The organism is Stutzerimonas stutzeri, assembly GCF_002909485.1.
Lineage (GTDB): Bacteria > Pseudomonadota > Gammaproteobacteria > Pseudomonadales > Pseudomonadaceae > Stutzerimonas > Stutzerimonas stutzeri_AH.
The window spans coordinates 777,676-797,424 of the sequence record NZ_PPXG01000001.1; the positions used below are offsets into that span (position 1 = coordinate 777,676).

Below are 19,749 nucleotides of genomic sequence, written 5' to 3' on the forward strand. Positions count from 1 at the left end.
CTCTGTAATCGACTCACCGAAGTGCTAAGGATCAGGATCATGTTCAGGTCGCTGCTGCCCTTGCTGATCGCCGCGCTGTCTGGGCTCAGCATACCGCTGACCGTCTCGGCGGACGCACAGGTGCAACTGTTCTCCTCCGACGGCTATCGTCAGACGCAGTACCGTAGCCCGACACCGGCCAGCGCCGAGGGCGCCGAGACCCTGGACACGTCATCGCTACAGACGCTGTTGGCGCAAGATCCCGATCTGGTGCTAGTAGACGTGTATCGCAGCCAATGGCTGGCTGGTCGATTCATCGACAGCGAGCCGCATGCCAACCTGCCGGGTAGCATCTGGCTACCCAATACCGGCGATGGCAATCTACAGCGCGAATGGGCAAGCTACTTCAGCCACAACCTCGCTCGTGTCAGCCAGGGAGACATCGAGCGACCGCTGGTCTTCTACTGCCGCTCCGACTGCTGGCTCGGCTGGAACGCCACCAAACGCGCCCATGCACTGGGCTACAAACGACTGTATTGGTATCGCGACGGGGTGGATGGTTGGGAACAGGCGGGCCTGCCCTTGCACCCTGCCAAACCGGAGCCCCTGCTTGGCAGCGACTAAACGCCCCCGAATGAACATGCCCACCATAATCACAACAAAGAGGTGACCGGCCTTGTACAAGATCCTGATTGCGGATGACCACCCGCTGTTTCGTGAAGCCATCCATAACGTCATTCGCGACGGTTTTCCCGACAGCGAGATCCTCGAAACTGCCGACCTCGACAGTGCGCTGGCGCTGACCCTGGAACATGACGATCTCGATCTGGTGCTGCTGGACCTGAACATGCCCGGCATGCACGGGCTCAATGGCCTGATCAACCTGCGCAACGAAGCCCCCACCATCCCTGTGGTCATTGTCTCCGCCGAGCAGGACAAGCAGATCGTGCTGCAGGCGATCACCTATGGCGCCGTTGGCTTCATCACCAAATCTTCGCCACGGGCGCAGATGACCGACGCTATCGAGCAGATCCTCAACGGCAACGTCTACCTGCCCTCGGAGATCATTCGCAGTCAGAAGCCCACCAGCCGGCACTCCTATCACAGCGAACCGTCGATACCGCCGGAGCTGCTCCAAGCCCTGACCCGCAAGCAACTGTTGGTGCTGGAGCGCATGACCAAGGGCGAATCCAACAAGCAGATCGCCTACAACCTAGACATCGCTGAAACCACCGTAAAGGCGCATGTCTCGGCGATCCTGCGCAAACTCAACGTGCACAACCGCGTTCAGGCGATTCTTTCCGCCGGCGACATCGACTTCACCGCTTATCTGCGCCGCTGACGAGCCGACACTGACCGCACGCGAGGGTGCCGTCCTACACGCTCGCTTGGGCGCCTTCGAACCAGGCGAGTTTATCCCGCAACTTCACCACATCGCCGACGATTAGCAGCGTCGGTGCCTGTACCTCTTTCTGCGCAATCAGCTCTGCAAGCGTGGCCAGCGTGCCGGTGAATACCCGCTGATTGCTCGTAGTGCCCTGCTGCACCAGCGCGGCCGGCGTATCTGCCGAACGACCGTGGGCAATCAACTGCTGGCAGATCACCGGTAATCCCACCAGGCCCATGTAGAACACCAGCGTCTGGCCTGGCGCCGCCAGTTCAGCCCAAGGCAGGTCACAGCTGCCATCCTTGAGATGACCAGTAACGAAGCGCACCGATTGAGCATGGTCGCGATGGGTCAAGGGGATACCGGCATAGGCTGCACAGCCGCTGGCAGCCGTAATGCCGGGCACAACCTGAAACGGCACGCCGTGGGCTGCCAGCTCTTCGATCTCCTCACCGCCGCGACCGAAGATGAACGGGTCGCCGCCCTTGAGGCGCAGCACCCGCTTGCCTTCCTTCGCCAGAGCCACCAGCTTCTGGTTGATCTGATCCTGCGGCACTGCATGCTCTGCACGCTGCTTGCCAACGTAGATACGGTCGGCATCACGCCGGCATAGATCGATGATCGCCGGCGCAACCAAACGGTCGTAAAGCACAACATCGGCCTGCTGCATGAGGCGCAAGGCGCGAAACGTCAGCAGATCCGGATCGCCCGGGCCGGCGCCAACCAGATAGACCTCGCCCAGCGCGCGCGGCGCCGCACCTGCGAGCTTTTCGGCGAGCAAGCGCTCGGCCTCAGCGGTACGTCCAGCCAGCGCCTGTTCGGCGATCGTGCCCTGGAAGGTTTCTTCCCAGAACACTCGCCGCTGCTGCACGTCAGCGAACTTTGCTTTGACCTGCGCGCGAAACTGCTTGGCCAGTCCAGCCAATTGTCCGTATGCGGCCGGAATCCAGGTCTCGATGCGAGCGCGAATCAGCCGCGCCAGGACCGGCGCATCACCGCCGCTGGAAACCGCAATCACCAGCGGCGAGCGGTCGACAATGGCGGGGAATATCACGCTGCACAGCTGTGGCGAATCAACCACGTTCACCGGCACACCGAGCGCATTGGCGTGCTCCGAAACCGAGGCGTTCAACGGCTCGTCATCGGTGGCGGCGATAGCCAGTACGCAACCCTGCAGATCCTGGCGGTCGTAACCGCGGTCCAGGCATTCGCCGCCCCCCACCGCCACCAGCTCGGCCAGTTGCGCCTCGATGCTCGGTGCCACCACCCGTAGCCGTGCGCCGGCTTCGCTGAGCAGGCGAGCCTTGCGCAATGCGATCTCGCCGCCACCGACGATCAGCACCGTACGGCCTTTGAGGTTGTGGAACAGCGGAAGGTATTCCATGGGCGAATCCTGGAGGGTGTTGAAGGTACAGGCATCACAGCCATTAAGGCTGCGATGTCCCTTGTCGAATATCAAGGATCCGGCCTGATGTCAGGACCGCGGTGACGCCGCGCCAGGCAACCTCAGCCGATGATCTCGATTCCGCCCATGTAAGGCTTCAGCACTTCCGGTACAAGAATGCGTCCATCGGCCTGCTGGTAGTTTTCCAGCACGGCGACCAGAGTACGGCCAACCGCCAGGCCAGAACCGTTGAGCGTGTGCACCAGCTCCGGCTTGCCGGTTTCAGGGTTGCGATAACGCGCCTGCATGCGACGCGCCTGGAAATCGCCACAGTTGGAGCAGGAAGAAATCTCCCGGTATTTGTCCTGGCTCGGCACCCAGACTTCCAGGTCATAGGTCTTGGTTGCACCGAAGCCCATGTCGCCAGTGCACAGCGAAAGCACGCGATATGGCAGCTGCAGCAACTGAAGTACCTTTTCGGCATTGCCGGTGAGCTCTTCCAGCGCCTCGAAAGACTTCGAAGGCTCGACGATCTGCACCATCTCGACCTTGTCGAACTGGTGCTGGCGGATCATGCCGCGTGTATCGCGCCCCGACGCGCCCGCCTCGCTGCGGAAGCATGGCGTATGGGCAACGAACTTCAGCGGCAGCTGCTTGGCATCGAGAATCTCGCCGGAAACGATGTTGGTCAGCGACACTTCGGCAGTTGGGATGAGGTAGAAATCGGCCTCACCTTCGCGGCTGATCTTGAACAGGTCATCTTCGAACTTGGGCAGCTGCCCGGTGCCCTGCAGGGCCGGAGCCTGAACCAGGTAGGGCGTATAGGCTTCTTCATAGCCGTGTTCGCGGGTGTGCAGGTCAATCATGAACTGCGCCAGCGCGCGGTGCAGACGCGCGATAGGCCCGCGCATCAGAGCAAAGCGGGCGCCCGACAGCTTTGCCGCAGTCTCAAAGTCCAGCCAGCCATTTCGCTCGCCCAAGGCAACGTGATCCTGTACGGCGAAGTCGAAGGACTTCGGCGTACCCCAGCGGCGGATCTCGACATTTTCGTCTTCATCCGCACCGACCGGCACCGATTCGTGCGGCAGGTTGGGAATACTCAGCATCAGTTGGTCAAGCTCGGTCTGGATGCAGTCCAGTTCCTGCTTGCCGGATTCGAGTTCCGAACCCATGCGATCCACGTCGGCGAGCAGCGGCGCAATGTCCTCACCACGCTGCTTGGCCTGGCCGATGGATTTGGAGCGCGCGTTGCGCTCGGCCTGGAGTTGTTCGGTGCGGGTCTGCACGGTCTTGCGCTGAGCTTCCAGCGCCTCGATGCGCGCTACGTCCAGCTGGTAGCCACGAGTGGCCAGGCGGGCCGCCACGTCCTGTAGCTGAGTGCGTACCAGTTTCGAATCAAGCATGGTGGGTCTCGTCTGTGAAAGCTTGGATGAAGGGCGAAGAGGGAGCGAAGTTTACTGTGAACGGGCGTCGCTTCATAACCTTGCGAGCGTGAGTCCGGCCCAGGCTGCCAGCAACCCGCCGAGCACGCTGCCACCGACATAGGCGAAAGCGGTCGCCAGCTGGCCGCTCTCCAATAACCGCAGTGCATCCAGCGAAAAGCTGGAGAAAGTCGTCAGCGCACCGAGAAAGCCGATGATCAACGCGCCGCGCAACTCCGGAGAGATGTCAGGCCGGGCGAGAAATGTTGCATAGAGATAGCCGATCAGCAGACACCCGAGCAGGTTCACCGCCAGCGTGGCCAGATAGAAATACCGTGGCCACTGGACGCTAACCCAGGTGGCGACGGCAAAGCGCAGCAAGGTTCCAATCACACCGCCGCAGGCGACGGCCAGGGCCATGCGGATCATCCTTTTCTCCGTTTAATGGGGCTCTCACGGTCCAACCGCGCCAGATGCTCCAGCTTGTCGCGGATCTTGCCCTCCAGCCCACGTGGCGCAGGCTGGTAGTAGCGGCGCGGCTCCATGGCCTCGGGGAAGTAATCCTCGCCTGCGGCGTAAGCCTCAGGCTCGTCATGGGCGTAGCGGTATTCATTGCCGTAACCAAGCTCTTTCATCAGCTTCGTCGGCGCATTACGCAGGTGCAACGGAACCTCTTGCGAGCCATTCTCGGCGGCATCGCGCATTGCTGCCTTGAAGGCTGTGTATACGGCGTTGCTCTTCGGTGCACAGGCGAGATAGACGATGGCCTGCGCGACTGCCAGCTCCCCTTCCGGGCTACCCAGACGCTCCTGAACATCCCAGGCATTGAGACACAACGGCAACGCGCGAGGGTCGGCATTGCCAATCTCCTCGCTGGCCATGCGTACGACACGCCGGGCGATATACAGCGGATCGCAGCCGCCATCGAGCATCCGTGCGAACCAGTAAAGTGCCGCATCCGGATTGGAACCACGTACGGACTTATGCAGGGCGGAAATCTGGTCGTAGAACGCTTCGCCGCCCTTATCGAAACGTCGTCGACTGTCGCCCAGCAGATCCTGGAGCAGGTCGGTACTGATGCTCCCGCCCTCCTCGGCCAGGTCCGATGCGTTCTCCAGCAGGTTGAGCAACCGACGGCCATCGCCATCGGCGGCCGCCAACAGCATCTGGAAGCTCTCCTCCGGCAGTTCCAGACGCAGGTTGCCCAGGCCCTTCGGTTCGCTCAGCGCCCGCACCACCAGTTTGCGCAGAGCTGCTTCGTCCAGGCTTTTCAGCACGTATACGCGAGCACGCGAGAGCAGAGCGTTGTTCAGTTCAAAGGAAGGATTTTCGGTGGTAGCCCCGATGAAGATCAGCGTGCCGTCTTCAACATAAGGCAGGAATGCGTCCTGCTGGGACTTGTTGAAACGATGCACCTCGTCGACGAACAGGATGGTGCGCCGGCCATATTGAGCCGCCTGCTGCTTGGCGATCTCCACCGCCTGGCGAATCTCCTTGACCCCGGCGAGCACGGCGGAGACCGTCTCGAAATGGGCATCAGACACTTTGGCCAACAATCGCGCCAGAGTTGTCTTGCCGACTCCGGGTGGCCCCCAGAACACCATCGAATGCAGCGCACCCTGCTCTAGCGCCTCGCGCAAAGGCTTGCCGCGAGCGAGCAGGTGGTCCTGCCCAACGTACTCGTCGAGACTGGACGCACGCAGGCGCGCGGCAAGTGGCTGAGCGACAGGTTCGCGGTTGAACAGGTCCATTGCGGACGGTTACCTCGATTGCAGCGGCCCGCAGCTGCGCAGGCCGGATGTCAGATGACGGTCACTCGGAAATGACGTCGGCACCCTCTGGAATCTCGAAGGTGAACAGATCGGCCCTGAGCGGCTGATTCATCTTCACGCCCATGAAGAGAATGTTGGTGCGTTGACCAACACTGTCGATCAACTGCATGTCGTTGATCACTCCACCGCGGAAGGACAGCCGCAGATTGTCAAACAGTGTGTCCTTGGCCTTGGGCTTGAGGGTGAAGTCCACCACTTCGCCAGCCTCCGTGTGAGAGACCTCGAAATTCTCGCTGATCGTCGATACGTCGCCCGAGAGCAGTAGCGCCGGAGTGTGGGTCAGACGCTGGTCGAGCTGTTGAATGGTGACTTGTTCGAGATCCGGGTCGTACAGCCAGACCTTCTCACCATTGGAGACCAGCAGCTGCTCCATCGGAGCATCGGTGTGCCAGCGGAACTGTCCGGGACGCTTTAGCGCCAGCTCACCGGAGGTTTCTTGCAGTTGCGTACCGCCGCCATCGAGCGAAAGCTGCGAAAAGCGGCCGGTCAGGGTTTCAGCCTGGTTAAGCAAGCCAGTCAGTCGTTTGGTGGACGCAGCCTGGTCGGCGTGAGCCGGGACCAGGGCGACCATCAGGACAGATGCACACAGCAAACGTATCAATTGCATTTAGCCCTCGAAGCGATTCAATCGCGCATAGGTGGCGGCGCGATAACTTCGCGCGAGCCATTGGTATTCATGGACGTCACCACACCAGCCATTTCCATGGCCTCAATCATCCGCGCGGCACGGTTGTAGCCAATCTTCAGCTTGCGCTGCACGGCAGAGATCGACGCACGACGGCTTTCGGTAACGAAGCGCACGGCCTCGTCGTACAGCGGATCCTCTTCACTGCCTTCTCCGCTACCTTCGCCACTGCCGCCATCGAAGCCGCTGCCGCTGTCTTCCACGCCAACGAGGATCTCTTCGATGTAATCGGGCGCACCACGGGCCTTCCAGGCCTCAACCACTCGATGGACCTCTTCGTCGGAAACGAAGGCACCATGTACGCGAATCGGCAAACCGGTGCCCGGTGGCAGATACAGCATGTCGCCGTGGCCGAGCAACTGCTCGGCTCCGCCCTGATCGAGGATGGTCCGCGAATCGATCTTGCTCGATACCTGGAACGCCATGCGGGTAGGAATGTTGGCCTTGATGAGACCGGTGATCACATCAACCGACGGACGCTGAGTGGCAAGTATCAGATGAATGCCCGCCGCACGTGCTTTCTGCGCGATGCGGGCGATCAGCTCTTCGACCTTCTTGCCGACGATCATCATCATGTCGGCAAATTCGTCCACCACCACCACAATGGTTGGCAACGTCTTCAGCGGCGGCGGTTGGTCGTCCATGCTTTCGCGGCGGAACAGCGGATCGGTAAGCGGTGTACCGGCCTCCTCGGCGTCCTTGACCTTGCGATTGAAGCCCGCAAGGTTGCGCACGCCCATGGCCGCCATCAGTTTGTAACGTCGCTCCATCTCCGCGACACTCCAACGAAGGGCATTGGCCGCCTCCTTCATGTCGGTAACCACCGGGCAGAGCAGGTGCGGAATACCCTCGTAGATCGACAGTTCGAGCATCTTCGGGTCGATCATGATCAGCCGCGCCTCTGCCGGCGTGGACTTGAACAGGATCGACAGAATCATCGCGTTGACCCCCACCGACTTACCGGAACCAGTGGTGCCGGCTACCAGCAGGTGCGGCATCTTCGCCAGGTCGGCAATGACCGGCTTGCCGCCGATATCGTGGCCAAGGGCGATGGTGACCGGCGATTTGGCATCGTCATAAGGTGCGGAGGAAAGAACCTCGGAGAAGCGCACGATCTGGCGATCCTCGTTGGGAATCTCGATACCTACCGTGGTTTTGCCTGGAATGACCTCAACCACGCGCACGCTAATAACCGCCAGGGAGCGCGCAAGATCCTTCGCCAGGTTGGAAATGCGGCTGACTTTGACCCCCGCCGCAGGCTGGATCTCGAACCGGGTAATGACCGGACCTGGATGAACGGACTCGACGATGACCTCGACGCCAAACTCTTTCAGCTTGATTTCCAGCAGTCGCGACATTGCCTCCAGCGACTCCGGCGAGTACTGCTTCTGCTGCTTTTCGGCGGCATCGAGCAGAGAAATCGGAGGCAGGCTGCCTTCAATCAGTGGGTCAACGAACAGCGTGGCCTGCTTCTCTTTCTGCACGCGCTTGCTCGGCTCGGCGGCTTTGGGCGGTGCAGAAGGCGCGATAACCGGCGCCACACGCTTGTCACGCTCGCTCATGTGCTTGGCCAGGGATTCGTCGCGCTCGATGATGCGCTCCTTGACCTTGGCCTGCTCACGCCGGTCGCGAACCATGGGCGCCGCCACCTCACTCACCACATCGTCAACTTCCCGAAGCTGAGCAACCATCTGTTTGCGCTCTGCCCGTGCGTTCCACCAGCGGCTGAAGCCGCTTTGGATCAGCTCTATCAAATCCAGGGTGATCTTGCCGGTGATGTCCATCACCTTGAACCAGGACAGGTCGGTAAAAACGGTCAGGCCGAACAGGAAGAACGCCAAGAGCGCGAGGGTACTGCCCTGCACGTTGAGCGAAAGTACAGCCAACTGGCCGAGGCTTTCGCCCAGCGCACCACCGGCAGACGCAGGCAAACCAGCTGCTGACTGGAAATGGATGTAGGCCAAGGCCGACCCCGACAGGATCAGGAATACCAGTCCAATCAGACGCCAGGAAAACAGCCAACCGTTCCACACCCAGGCCTGATGCCGCGCACGAAAGACTTGCCAAGTCTTGACGCCGAGCAGCAGAGGAAACAGATAAGCGAAATAGCCTAGCGCCATGAACAGAACATCCGCAAACCAGGCGCCGGCACGCCCCGCCGCATTGCGGACCTGATCGACATTACTCGTATGCGTCCAGCCGGGGTCGCCCGGGTCATAGGTCAGTAGAGCCATCCACAGGTAGACGCAGAGCGCACCGAGCGCTATCAACGCGCCTTCCTTGAGGCGATAGTGCAATTGTTGTCGCCAGACAGTTGCCGGCGCGGGAGATGAGGAATTCTTCAAAACGCTTTCTTTCCTGCGCCTGCGGCGCGATGAACCGTAGTCAGCCAGAACCTCGGCATTGTACGGGTTTGTCGATTCGATGGCATGCGGGTTCCGCGGCGGCTTGGGCTTTTGCCGATGCTTCGGTGTAGCATAAACGCCCGATTTCCCGACGCGGCTCGACTGGAGCACGCTTCTCTATTTGCAACAAAGGCTTATGAGGGCTTTTTATGAGTGAAGTCAAGCATTCGCGTCTGATCATCCTCGGCTCCGGCCCGGCCGGTTATACCGCCGCGGTATACGCTGCGCGCGCCAATCTGAAGCCATTGATGATCACTGGCATCCAGCCCGGCGGCCAGCTGACAACCACAACAGAAGTCGATAACTGGCCCGGCGACGTCGAAGGCCTGACCGGCCCCGACCTGATGGTCCGCATGCAGAAGCACGCCGAGCGCTTCGACACCGAGATCGTCTTCGATCACATCCATACCGCAGAGTTGCAGCAGCGCCCGTTCACCCTTCGCGGCGACAGCGGCGTGTATACCTGCGACGCGCTGATCATCGCCACCGGCGCATCGGCTCAGTACCTTGGCCTACCTTCGGAAGAGGCGTTCGCTGGACGCGGTGTTTCGGCCTGCGCGACCTGTGACGGCTTCTTCTATCGCAACCAGGTGGTCGCTGTGATCGGCGGCGGCAATACTGCGGTCGAGGAAGCCCTTTATCTGTCCAACATCGCCAAGGAAGTCCACCTCATCCACCGTCGCGACAAGCTGCGTTCGGAGAAGATCCTTCAGGACAAGATAATGGACAAGGCGACCAACGGTAATATCCGTCTGCATTGGAACCACACGCTCGAAGAGGTGCTTGGTGACGCAAGCGGCGTGACCGGCGTTCGGCTGAAGAGCACGCTTACCGGCGAAGAGAACAAACTCGACCTCGCCGGTGTGTTTATCGCCATCGGTCACAAGCCGAACACCGACCTGTTCCAGGGCCAGCTGGAGATGAAGGATGGTTACCTGAAGATCCGGGGCGGCGGCGAAGGCGATGCCACCTGCACCAGCATTCCGGGAGTCTTCGCTGCCGGCGACGTGGCGGACCACGTCTATCGGCAAGCAATTACCTCTGCCGGTGCCGGCTGCATGGCAGCGCTGGACGCCGAAAAGTACCTCGATAACTGATCATGCGGCGGGCTTCGGCCCGCCCTCCTCTACCAGCGTGGCGATATGCTGACTTGGCTGAAGCGCGACGACCTTAGTTTTCCTCCCCTCGAAACGGCTCTGCGCGAACCTAACGGCCTGCTGGCAGCCGGAGGCGATCTGACCTGCGAGCGTCTACTGGCCGCCTATCGCCATGGCTGCTTCCCCTGGTATCAGGACGGACAGCCATTGCTATGGTGGTCGCCTGACCCACGCACTGTGCTCTATCCAGACGAGCTGCACGTCTCCCGCAGCCTACGCAAGCGCATCCGCCAGGGCGATTTCCAGGTTACGTTCGACCGGGCGTTTAGCGACATCATTCAAGGCTGCGCCGACCCTCGCAGTTATGCAGAAGGAACCTGGATAACCACGCCGATGCAGCAGGCCTACATCAAACTGCACGAAATGGGCTTTGCACACTCGGTAGAGGTTTGGCAGGACGAACATCTCGTCGGAGGACTCTACGGGCTGGCCATCGGTAAGCTATTTTTTGGCGAGTCGATGTTCAGTCGCGCGACCGATGCTTCCAAGGTCGGATTCGTCACCCTTGTGCAGCGGTTGCGAGAGCAGGAGTTTGCGTTGATCGACTGCCAGATGCCCACGCGTCACCTGGAAAGCTTCGGCGCTCGCAGCATTGCACGTGAGGCGTTTGCGAACGCTCTCGCCGAGCACCTGGATCGCCCTGGCGCAGCCGATTGGCGCGCCTAGTCGACCATCGTAAGCTGACCTACACTGAGCTCATGATTTCTGAGAGTTGACCATGACTTCACTGGCTCGCCTCAAGTTCTATGCCACCCAGCCCCATCCGTGCAGCTACCTGCCCGATGAACAGGCCACCACTCTGTTCCTCGACCCAAGCCAGCCGATGGACGTGCAGGTGTATGCAGAGCTGTCGGAGATGGGCTTTCGGCGCAGCGGGGACCACCTGTATCGCCCCCACTGTCAACGCTGCTCGGCCTGCATCCCCGCACGTATCCCAGTGAACGCGCCGGACCTGAGCCGTCAACAGAAGCGGATCCTGAAGCGCAATTGCGACCTGCAAGTTCGTAGCGTCCGCCCAGCATTCAGTGAAGAGCTTTACACGCTCTACGCCGCCTATATCGATAAGCGGCACGCCGATGGCGACATGTATCCACCCAGCAGGGACCAGTTCAACACCTTTCTGGTACGCGACCTACCGTTCTCACGTTTCTATGAGTTCCGCCTGAACGGGCGTCTGCTGGCGGTCGCAGTAACCGACGTACTGCCCAACGGGCTATCCGCGGTCTACACATTCTACGATCCCGAAGAAGAACGCCGCAGCCTGGGGCGCTATGCGATTCTCTGGCAGATCGGCGAAGCGGCGCGTCTTGGGTTGAAGGCGGTCTATCTCGGCTACTGGATCAAGAACTGCCGGAAGATGAATTACAAGACCGAATATCGTCCCATCGAACTACTGGTTAACCAGCGCTGGATTACGCTCAGCTGAAGTCCTTGGCTCATCGGCCCATTTCGGGCACAATGCTTGCCGCTTTTGCCCGCGCACGCATGCGCCGGGTTACTCATTTGGACACCGAGGACTTTACTGAATGTCGAAAGAAGACAGCTTCGAAATGGAAGGTACTGTCGTCGACACCCTGCCTAACACCATGTTTCGTGTGGAGTTGGAAAACGGGCACGTCGTTACTGCGCACATCTCCGGAAAGATGCGCAAGAACTACATCCGGATTCTTACCGGTGACAAGGTTCGCGTGGAACTGACCCCCTACGATCTGAGCAAGGGTCGCATTACCTACCGCGCCCGCTAAGCGAGCTGCGAGAAAAAATGCCCGGTTCTTACCGGGCTTTTTTGTTGTAGTAGCGCCACTGCTAGAGACGCCACTACAAGCAGCAAGAACGAAAACGCCCAGCCAAGGCCGGGCGCTCGATACAACTTACAGTCACGCCAACTCGGCAGTGGTCTCGAATTCGAAGAACGGCTCCCCGCCGCGAATATCGATATGCACCACTCCGCCGTGTTCAGCCAGCTCTCCAAACAGGATTTCTTCAGCCAGTGGCCGTTTGATCTTGTCCTGAATCAGCCGCGCCATTGGGCGTGCGCCCATCTGCGCATCGTAACCATGCTCTGCCAACCACCCGCGAGCGGCGTCCGACACTTCCAACGTCACATGCTTGTCTTCGAGTTGCGCCTGCAGTTCGATGAGGAACTTGTCGACGATACTCTTTATCACTTCGTGACTCAGGCGGCCAAACTGGATGATCGTGTCCAAGCGGTTGCGAAACTCCGGCGTGAAGCTCTTTTTGATGACTTCCATCGCGTCAGACGCATGATCCTGAAAGGTGAAGCCGATGGAAGCGCGCGCCGCCGTTTCCGCCCCTGCATTGGTGGTCATGATAATGATCACATTGCGGAAGTCAGCTTTACGCCCGTTGTTATCAGTCAGCGTGCCATGATCCATGACCTGCAGAAGCAGGTTGAAGACTTCGGGATGCGCCTTCTCGATCTCGTCCAGCAGCAGCACGCAATGCGGCTGCTTGGTAATCGCCTCGGTCAGCAATCCACCCTGATCAAAACCGACGTACCCGGGAGGCGCACCGATCAAACGAGATACGGTGTGACGCTCCATGTACTCCGACATGTCGAATCGCACCAGCTCCACGCCCAGCGCCCGGGCAAGCTGCCGCGCGGCCTCTGTTTTACCGACGCCGGTAGGTCCGGCGAAAAGGAATGAGCCGACCGGCTTATCTGGCGCCTTGAGTCCGGCACGCGAAAGCTTGATGGCAGTGGAGAGCGAGTCGATTGCGTCGTCCTGTCCAAAAACAGTGAGCTTGAGGTCACGCTCAAGATTGCGCAGCAACTCTTTGTCCGAGCTGCTGACATGCTTGGGAGGAATTCGCGCGATTTTTGCAACGATATCCTCAACCTGCTCCACCTCGATGCGCTTGACTCGCCGATCTTCCGGCTGCAAGCGCTGATAGGCGCCTGCTTCATCGATCACATCAATGGCTTTGTCCGGCATGTGGCGGTCGTTGATATAACGCGATGCCAGTTCCGCCGCCGCACGAAGCGACTCATCACTGTATTCGATATTGTGATGCTGTTCGAAGCGCCCTTTCAGGCCGCGCAGAATGCCGATGGTGTCCTCGACCGAAGGCTCGGTTACATCAACCTTCTGGAAGCGCCGCGCAAGCGCCCGGTCTTTCTCGAAGATTCCACGAAACTCCTGGTACGTCGTGGAACCAATGCAGCGAATCTCACCAGAAGAAAGCAAAGGCTTGAGTAGATTCGATGCATCCATCACACCACCGGACGCAGCCCCGGCGCCGATGATCGTATGGATCTCGTCGATGAAGAGAATCGCATGAGGCCGCTTGCGCAGCTCCCCAAGCAGCGCCTTGAAGCGCTTTTCGAAATCCCCACGGTATTTGGTTCCAGCCAGCAGCGCACCCAGGTCCAACGAGTAGACGACGCTGTCGGCCAGCAGATCGGGCACCTCATTATCGACGATACGCTTGGCGAGCCCTTCGGCAATTGCCGTTTTGCCCACACCGGCCTCACCAACCAACAGCGGATTGTTCTTGCGACGACGCGCCAGAATCTGCGCAACCCGCTCCACCTCGCTTTCGCGCCCTACCAGTGGGTCGATTCGCCCTTGGCGCGCCAGCTCATTCAGATTGCTGGCGTATGCATCCAGCGGATTGCTCGATGCACCCGGCTCGCCGCCGTCCTCATCCTGCATTTCCGCATCGCCCTCCGGATTGCCTCCACTACCAGGCACTTTTGAAATGCCATGGGCGATGTAGTTGACGACGTCGATGCGCGCAACGTTCTGTTGCTTAAGCAGGAACACAGCCTGGCTTTCCTGCTCGCTGAAAATCGCCACCAGAACGTTGGCCCCGGTGACCTCGCGCTTGCCGGAGCTTTGTACGTGGAACACTGCGCGTTGCAAGACTCGCTGAAACCCAAGCGTAGGCTGGGTTTCGCGCTCTTCATCGTGCTGTGGAATAAGTGGAGTGGTGGAATCAATGAACTCCTGCAGATCATGGCGCAGCTTGTCCAAGCTTGCGCCACAGGCCCGCAATACGGTCGCAGCCGCTTCATTGTCCAGTAAGGCCAACAGGAGGTGTTCAACCGTCATGAATTCATGACGCTTGGTACGTGCCTCTTTGAAAGCCAGATTCAGAGTGACTTCGAGCTCACGGTTCAACATAGCTTCACCTCTTCCCCAGCAGTCGGAGTTAACCGTCCTTCTCGATCTCACAAAGCAGCGGGTGCTGGCACTCCCTTGCATATTGATTCACTTGCATCGCTTTGGTTTCGGCTACGTCACGGGTATACATCCCGCAGACCGCCTTCCCCTCGGTATGAACGGCCAGCATGATCTTGGTGGCCTGCTCCCTGCTGTGATTGAAAATACCTTCCAGCACCTCGACGACGAAATCCATCGGCGTGTAGTCATCATTAAACATGACAACTTTGTACATCGGTGGTGCCTTTAATTCAGGCTTGGCCTCCTGCACAGCAAGGCCAGCGGCGTCATCCTCGTCCCCGAGGGGCCGATCCTGATTGAATGTTAGTCGAATCTGAGCAATAGCATGCATGCGCATAACGGTTCTAGGTCGTGGCGCGGGGGCCAGATAAATATGGACAGCTTCGCAGCCAGCTGACGAGTCGCCTTGACTATCGGCAAAACGGTGATACAAACAGTATGTGCCTACAAGGGCAAACGGGTTGCGCAACATGAGGCCTCGGGCTGCATAAGCGCGGAATGAAATGGATGTTACTCCAGTAATGGACTCATTTGCAGAGGGATAACAGCATGCTAAGCGGTAAGGTCAAGTGGTTCAACAACGCCAAGGGCTATGGATTCATCGTAGCAGACGGCGGCGATGAGGACCTGTTCGCCCACTACTCGGCCATCCAGATGGAAGGCTACCGAACTCTCAAAGCTGGGCAAGCGGTCGTGTTCAATATCCTGCAGGGTCCGAAAGGCCTTCACGCAACCGACATAAGACCTCAGCAGGTCGTGTCTGAAGCGACGACCCCTGCTGCAGCCCAAGGCGTTTCAACGGTAGACGCCTGACTCTTCATGATACAAAACAAAAAGGCCGATCAGATGATCGGCCTTTTTGATGCACCAGTTTTACATGTGGCTGATCATTGCATCGCCGAATTGCGAGCAGGACATCAGCTGAGCGCCGTCCATCAGACGCTCAAAGTCGTACGTAACCGTCTTGGCGGCGATTGCGCTTTCAGTCGATTTGATGATCAGGTCTGCCGCTTCAACCCAGCCCATGTGACGCAGCATCATCTCGGCAGACAAAATCAGCGAGCCCGGATTGACCTTGTCCTGACCGGCATACTTCGGCGCTGTGCCGTGAGTCGCCTCAAACATGGCGATGGTGTCCGAGAGGTTTGCCCCTGGAGCGATACCGATACCGCCCACTTCCGCAGCCAGTGCGTCAGACAGGTAGTCACCGTTCAGGTTGAGCGTAGCGATGACGTCATACTCAGCCGGGCGCAGCAGAATCTGCTGCAACATGGCATCGGCGATGGCGTCCTTTACCACGATGCTCTTGCCGGTGTTCGGGTTCTTAAACTGCATCCAAGGGCCGCCATCCAGCAGCTCCGCACCGAATTCGTCACGGGCAACTTCGTAGCCCCACTCCTTAAAGGCACCTTCGGTGAACTTCATGATATTGCCCTTGTGGACAATGGTCACCGAGCTGCGGTCATTGTCGACGGCATATTGCAGCGCCTTGCGTACCAAGCGCTTGGTGCCTTCCAAGGAGACGGGCTTGATGCCGATGCCGCAGTTCTCGGTGAAGCGGATTTTCTTGACGCCCATTTCCTCAGTCAGGAACTTGATGACTTTTTCCGCCTCCGGAGATCCGGCCTTCCATTCGACGCCGGCATAAATATCTTCGGAGTTCTCGCGAAAGATAACCATATCCACGTCTTCCGGCTTTTTCACCGGGCTCGGCACGCCAGTGAACCAACGAACCGGGCGCTGACAAACATAAAGGTCCAGCTCCTGACGCAACGCAACGTTCAATGAACGGATACCGCCGCCAACCGGAGTAGTCAATGGCCCCTTGATGGACACAACGTAATCACGAACGGCCTCGAGAGTTTCCTTCGGCAGCCAGGTGTCCTGGTCGTAGACCTGTGTGGCCTTCTCACCTGCATAGATTTCCATCCAGGCAATCTTGCGCTCACCGCCATAGGCCTTCTGAACAGCTGCGTCCACGACCTTGATCATCACCGGGCTGATGTCAACGCCGATGCCATCACCCTCGATATAGGGAATGATGGGGTTGTTGGGGACGTTCAGTGTGTTATCGGCATTAACGGTGATTTTGTCACCGCTGGCTGGCACCTGGATCTTTTGGTATCCCATGCTTGACTCCGTCTTCGTGGTTAGACATCGATCATCTTGAGGGTAACTCACTTGAATCGACTGAAACTACATGTTCGTTCGTCGTATGCGCAACGCCGTTCTGCCATGCACTGGCTCAATGGTATACTGCCCGGATGACTAACAAGTCATAAGGGACGAGCCTGTCTTGTACAAGACCCGCCTCTTGAAACCGTCGAGCTGCTATCGCGGCTCACCGGTTCAAATGCTCGACACTCTATTGGTGCATCCATCACACCGCGGCGAATCCCACTTCTGGTTCAACTAGACGGAGAGCCAGAGCGCCTACCCGGCGCACTCGGGATTCTGTGCACGCCCAGCAAGAAGAGAGTTAACGCTAAATGTCCACCCCTTCGAAGATCATCTATACCTTCACCGACGAAGCTCCAGCCTTGGCTACCTATTCACTTCTCCCCATTGTAGAAGCGTTTGCAGCCTCCGCCGACCTAGCCGTCGAAACACGCGACATCTCTCTTGCAGGGCGCATTCTTGCGAGTTTTGCCGATCAGCTGGACGCGGATAAAAAAGCCGAAGACGACCTGGCCAAGCTCGCCGAGCTGACCAACCAGCCTGACGCCAATATCATCAAGCTGCCTAACATCAGCGCCTCCGTTCCGCAGCTCAAGGCCGCCATCGCCGAACTGCAAGCCCTCGGTTACAACATCCCCAACTTTCCGGAAGACCCGCAGACCGACGCCGAGAAAGACGCGCGCGCGCGTTACAGCAAAGTCCTTGGTAGCGCCGTGAACCCGGTTCTGCGCGAAGGTAACTCCGACCGCCGTGCCCCGGCTGCCGTCAAAGCCTATGCCCGCAAGCACCCACATTCCATGGGCAAGTGGAGCAAGGCATCACAGTCCCACGCCGATTACATGCGCGGCGGCGACTTCTTCTCCAGCGAACAGTCGATCACCATGGACAAAGCCGGTGACGTGCGCATCGAGTTCGTCGGCAAGGACGGCAAGGTCGAGGTCAAGAAGCAGCTCGCCCTGCAAGAAGGCGAAGTGCTCGACGGCATGTTCATGAGCTGCAACAAGCTGCGTGCGTTCTTCGAAGAAACGCTGCAGGACTGCAAAGAGACCAACGTGATGTGGTCGCTGCACGTCAAGGCCACCATGATGAAGATCTCGCACCCGATCGTCTTCGGCCATGCGGTCAGCGTTTACTACAAGGACGTGTTCGACAAGTACGGCGATCTGTTCAAGGAGCTGGGCGTCAACCCGAACAACGGCATCAGCAGCGTCTACGACAAGATCAAGTCGCTGCCGGTTTCGCAGCAGGAAGAAATCCTGCATGACATTCACGAGGTGTACAGCCACCGCCCGGAAATGGCGATGGTCGACTCGGTCAAGGGCATCACCAACCTGCACATTCCGAGCGACGTCATCGTCGATGCCTCGATGCCTGCGATGATCCGCAACTCCGGCCAGATGTGGGGCAAGGACGGCAAGCAGAAGGACACCAAAGCGGTAATGCCGGAGAGCACCTACGCCCGCATCTACCAGGAGATGATCAACTTCTGCAAGACCAACGGCGCCTTCGATCCGGTCACCATGGGCAGCGTACCGAACGTCGGCCTGATGGCGCAGAAGGCCGAGGAGTACGGCTCGCACGACAAGACCTTCGAGATGCAGGCTGACGGCACCATACGCGTCGTCCTGGCCGATGGCACCGTGCTGATGCAGCACGAAGTCGAGAAAGGCGACATCTGGCGCGCCTGCCAGACCAAGGACGCGCCGATTCGCGACTGGGTCAAGCTGGCCGTCACCCGCGCACGCCAGTCCGGCACCCCGGCCATCTTCTGGCTGGACCCGGAGCGCGCACACGACCGCGAGCTGCAGAAGAAGGTCGAGCTCTACCTCAAGGATTACGACCTGACCGGTCTGGACATCCGCATCATGGGTTACAACGAAGCCATCCGCGTCAGCATGGAGCGCATGATTCGCGGTCAGGACACCATTTCGGTGACCGGCAACGTCCTGCGCGACTATCTGACCGACCTGTTCCCGATCATGGAGCTGGGCACTTCGGCGAAGATGCTCTCCATCGTTCCACTGATGGCTGGCGGTGGCATGTACGAAACCGGCGCTGGTGGTTCCGCGCCGAAGCACGTGCAGCAGCTGGTCGAAGAAAACTACCTGCGCTGGGATTCCCTGGGCGAGTTCCTTGCTCTGGCCGTGTCTTTGGAAGAAACCGGGATCAAGACCGGCAACACCAAGGCCAAAATCCTCGGCAAGACGCTCGATCAGGCCACCGGCAAGCTGCTGGGCAACAACAAGTCACCGGCGCGCAAGGTCGGTCAGATCGACAACCGCGGCAGCCACTTCTACCTGGCACTTTACTGGGCGCAGGCCCTGGCAGCACAGGACGAAGACGCTGAGCTGAAGGCGCATTTCACCCCACTGGCCAAGCAGCTGGCCGACCAGGAAGCGACCATCGTTGCCGAACTCGCTGCCGTTCAGGGCAAGCCGGTCGACATCGGTGGTTACTACCGCTCCAACCCAGAGCTGACCAGCAAGGTCATGCGTCCCAGCGCGACCTTCAATGCAGCCCTGGCCGCACTGAACACCTGAGTCAGCACCAGAGCATCACCACGAACCCCGGCCTCGTGCCGGGGTTCGTGCTTCTGATAGCCGGCTGCTATGATCAGATCATTTGCGCAAGGCAGCTTATATGGACTGGCAACCTCATATCACTGTCGCAACGGTGATCGAAAACCAAGGGCGTTTCCTGCTGGTAGAAGAATTGAAGGCTGGACGTCTGGTGCTCAACCAGCCAGCCGGTCATTTGGAACCCAACGAAACGCTAACCCAGGCCGCCGTGCGTGAAACGCTCGAGGAAACCGGCTGGGAGGTTGAGCTCGTCGGCGTGGTCGGAATCTACCTGTACACGGCACCCAGCAACGGCGTGACCTACCAACGTGTCTGCTTTGCCGCCAAAGCGTTATGCCATGACCCGCAACGCCCTCTCGACCACGGCATTGTCGCTGCTCCCTGGCTGAGCCGCGAAGACCTTGCCCAACATCCCGAACGCTGGCGCAGCGAACTGGTGCCCCGCTGCATCGACGATTACCTTGCCGGCCCGTTGCACTCGCTTGATGTGATTCGCAACTGATCACCACTTCGTCATGCCAGGTGCAGCCTGAT

At 59.3% G+C, this 19,749-nt stretch carries 18 protein-coding genes; 9 read left to right on the plus strand and 9 right to left on the minus strand.

What is annotated here, in order from left to right; all coding sequences use genetic code 11:
• The first annotated feature begins 39 nt into the window (after positions 1 to 39).
• Together CXK91_RS03325 and CXK91_RS03330 are read left to right on the plus strand one after the other, a co-directional pair.
• Positions 40 to 603: a PQQ-dependent catabolism-associated CXXCW motif protein gene (locus CXK91_RS03325; RefSeq protein WP_103454950.1), complete on the plus strand. Its 564-nt coding sequence runs from the start codon at positions 40 to 42 to the stop codon at positions 601 to 603.
• 52 nt (positions 604 to 655) lie between these two features.
• A complete protein-coding gene (locus CXK91_RS03330) occupies positions 656 to 1,321 on the plus strand; it encodes a response regulator transcription factor (RefSeq protein WP_103454951.1) in 666 nt (221 codons plus the stop codon).
• A gap of 34 nt (positions 1,322 to 1,355) precedes the next feature.
• On the opposite strand, the gene cysG is transcribed toward CXK91_RS03330, so the two are convergent.
• From cysG to ftsK, 6 genes are all read right to left on the minus strand, one after another.
• Positions 1,356 to 2,750: a siroheme synthase CysG gene (gene cysG, locus CXK91_RS03335; protein ID WP_103454952.1), complete on the minus strand. Its 1,395-nt coding sequence runs from the start codon at positions 2,748 to 2,750 to the stop codon at positions 1,356 to 1,358.
• Positions 2,751 to 2,872: 122 nt separating this feature from the next.
• The gene (gene serS, locus CXK91_RS03340) at positions 2,873 to 4,153 is read right to left on the minus strand and encodes a serine--tRNA ligase (RefSeq protein ID WP_103454953.1); all 1,281 of its coding nucleotides are present in this window, start codon (positions 4,151 to 4,153) and stop codon (positions 2,873 to 2,875) included.
• Positions 4,154 to 4,225: 72 nt separating this feature from the next.
• Positions 4,226 to 4,600, minus strand: a complete 375-nt coding sequence (crcB, locus tag CXK91_RS03345) for a fluoride efflux transporter CrcB (RefSeq protein ID WP_103454954.1) — start codon at positions 4,598 to 4,600, stop codon at positions 4,226 to 4,228.
• The gene (locus tag CXK91_RS03350) at positions 4,597 to 5,922 is read right to left on the minus strand and encodes a replication-associated recombination protein A (RefSeq protein WP_103454955.1); all 1,326 of its coding nucleotides are present in this window, start codon (positions 5,920 to 5,922) and stop codon (positions 4,597 to 4,599) included. The genes crcB and CXK91_RS03350 overlap by 4 nt, the downstream gene beginning before the upstream one ends.
• A 61-nt stretch (positions 5,923 to 5,983) precedes the next feature.
• Entirely contained in the window at positions 5,984 to 6,610 is a 627-nt protein-coding gene (gene lolA / locus CXK91_RS03355; protein ID WP_103454956.1) for an outer membrane lipoprotein chaperone LolA, read from the minus strand.
• 17 nt (positions 6,611 to 6,627) lie between these two features.
• Complete coding sequence (ftsK, locus tag CXK91_RS03360) at positions 6,628 to 9,081, minus strand: DNA translocase FtsK (protein WP_181003910.1); 2,454 nt, start codon at positions 9,079 to 9,081, stop codon at positions 6,628 to 6,630.
• Between the two features lie 161 nt (positions 9,082 to 9,242).
• On the opposite strand from ftsK, the gene trxB reads away from it, so the two are divergent.
• The 4 genes from trxB (at position 9,243) to infA (ending at position 11,995) form a co-directional block, all read left to right on the plus strand.
• Complete coding sequence (gene trxB / locus CXK91_RS03365) at positions 9,243 to 10,190, plus strand: thioredoxin-disulfide reductase (protein WP_103454958.1); 948 nt, start codon at positions 9,243 to 9,245, stop codon at positions 10,188 to 10,190.
• A gap of 45 nt (positions 10,191 to 10,235) precedes the next feature.
• Positions 10,236 to 10,916 (plus strand): leucyl/phenylalanyl-tRNA--protein transferase, encoded by a 681-nt coding sequence (gene aat / locus CXK91_RS03370; protein ID WP_103454959.1) that lies wholly within the window; start codon positions 10,236 to 10,238, stop codon positions 10,914 to 10,916.
• Between the two features lie 52 nt (positions 10,917 to 10,968).
• Positions 10,969 to 11,676: an arginyltransferase gene (locus CXK91_RS03375; protein WP_103454960.1), complete on the plus strand. Its 708-nt coding sequence runs from the start codon at positions 10,969 to 10,971 to the stop codon at positions 11,674 to 11,676.
• 100 nt (positions 11,677 to 11,776) lie between these two features.
• On the plus strand, positions 11,777 to 11,995 hold the full coding sequence (infA, locus tag CXK91_RS03380) for a translation initiation factor IF-1 (protein WP_002553999.1): 219 nt from the start codon (positions 11,777 to 11,779) through the stop codon (positions 11,993 to 11,995).
• A gap of 132 nt (positions 11,996 to 12,127) precedes the next feature.
• Here the strand turns inward: infA and clpA are convergent, their stop codons facing one another.
• The gene (gene clpA, locus CXK91_RS03385) at positions 12,128 to 14,398 is read right to left on the minus strand and encodes an ATP-dependent Clp protease ATP-binding subunit ClpA (protein ID WP_103454961.1); all 2,271 of its coding nucleotides are present in this window, start codon (positions 14,396 to 14,398) and stop codon (positions 12,128 to 12,130) included.
• Between the two features lie 28 nt (positions 14,399 to 14,426).
• Entirely contained in the window at positions 14,427 to 14,789 is a 363-nt protein-coding gene (clpS, locus tag CXK91_RS03390) for an ATP-dependent Clp protease adapter ClpS (protein WP_103455014.1), read from the minus strand.
• A gap of 218 nt (positions 14,790 to 15,007) precedes the next feature.
• Here clpS and cspD point away from each other — a divergent pair, with 218 nt between their 5' ends.
• A complete protein-coding gene (cspD, locus tag CXK91_RS03395) occupies positions 15,008 to 15,271 on the plus strand; it encodes a cold shock domain-containing protein CspD (RefSeq protein WP_103454962.1) in 264 nt (87 codons plus the stop codon).
• A gap of 60 nt (positions 15,272 to 15,331) precedes the next feature.
• Here the strand turns inward: cspD and icd are convergent, their stop codons facing one another.
• On the minus strand, positions 15,332 to 16,588 hold the full coding sequence (gene icd / locus CXK91_RS03400) for an NADP-dependent isocitrate dehydrogenase (protein ID WP_103454963.1): 1,257 nt from the start codon (positions 16,586 to 16,588) through the stop codon (positions 15,332 to 15,334).
• Between the two features lie 359 nt (positions 16,589 to 16,947).
• Between icd and CXK91_RS03405 the strand changes: the two genes are divergently transcribed.
• Both CXK91_RS03405 and CXK91_RS03410 read left to right on the plus strand, forming a co-directional pair.
• The gene (locus CXK91_RS03405; protein WP_103454964.1) at positions 16,948 to 19,176 is read left to right on the plus strand and encodes an NADP-dependent isocitrate dehydrogenase; all 2,229 of its coding nucleotides are present in this window, start codon (positions 16,948 to 16,950) and stop codon (positions 19,174 to 19,176) included.
• 100 nt (positions 19,177 to 19,276) lie between these two features.
• Complete coding sequence (locus CXK91_RS03410; RefSeq protein ID WP_103454965.1) at positions 19,277 to 19,717, plus strand: NUDIX hydrolase; 441 nt, start codon at positions 19,277 to 19,279, stop codon at positions 19,715 to 19,717.
• Positions 19,718 to 19,749: the final 32 nt, after the last annotated feature.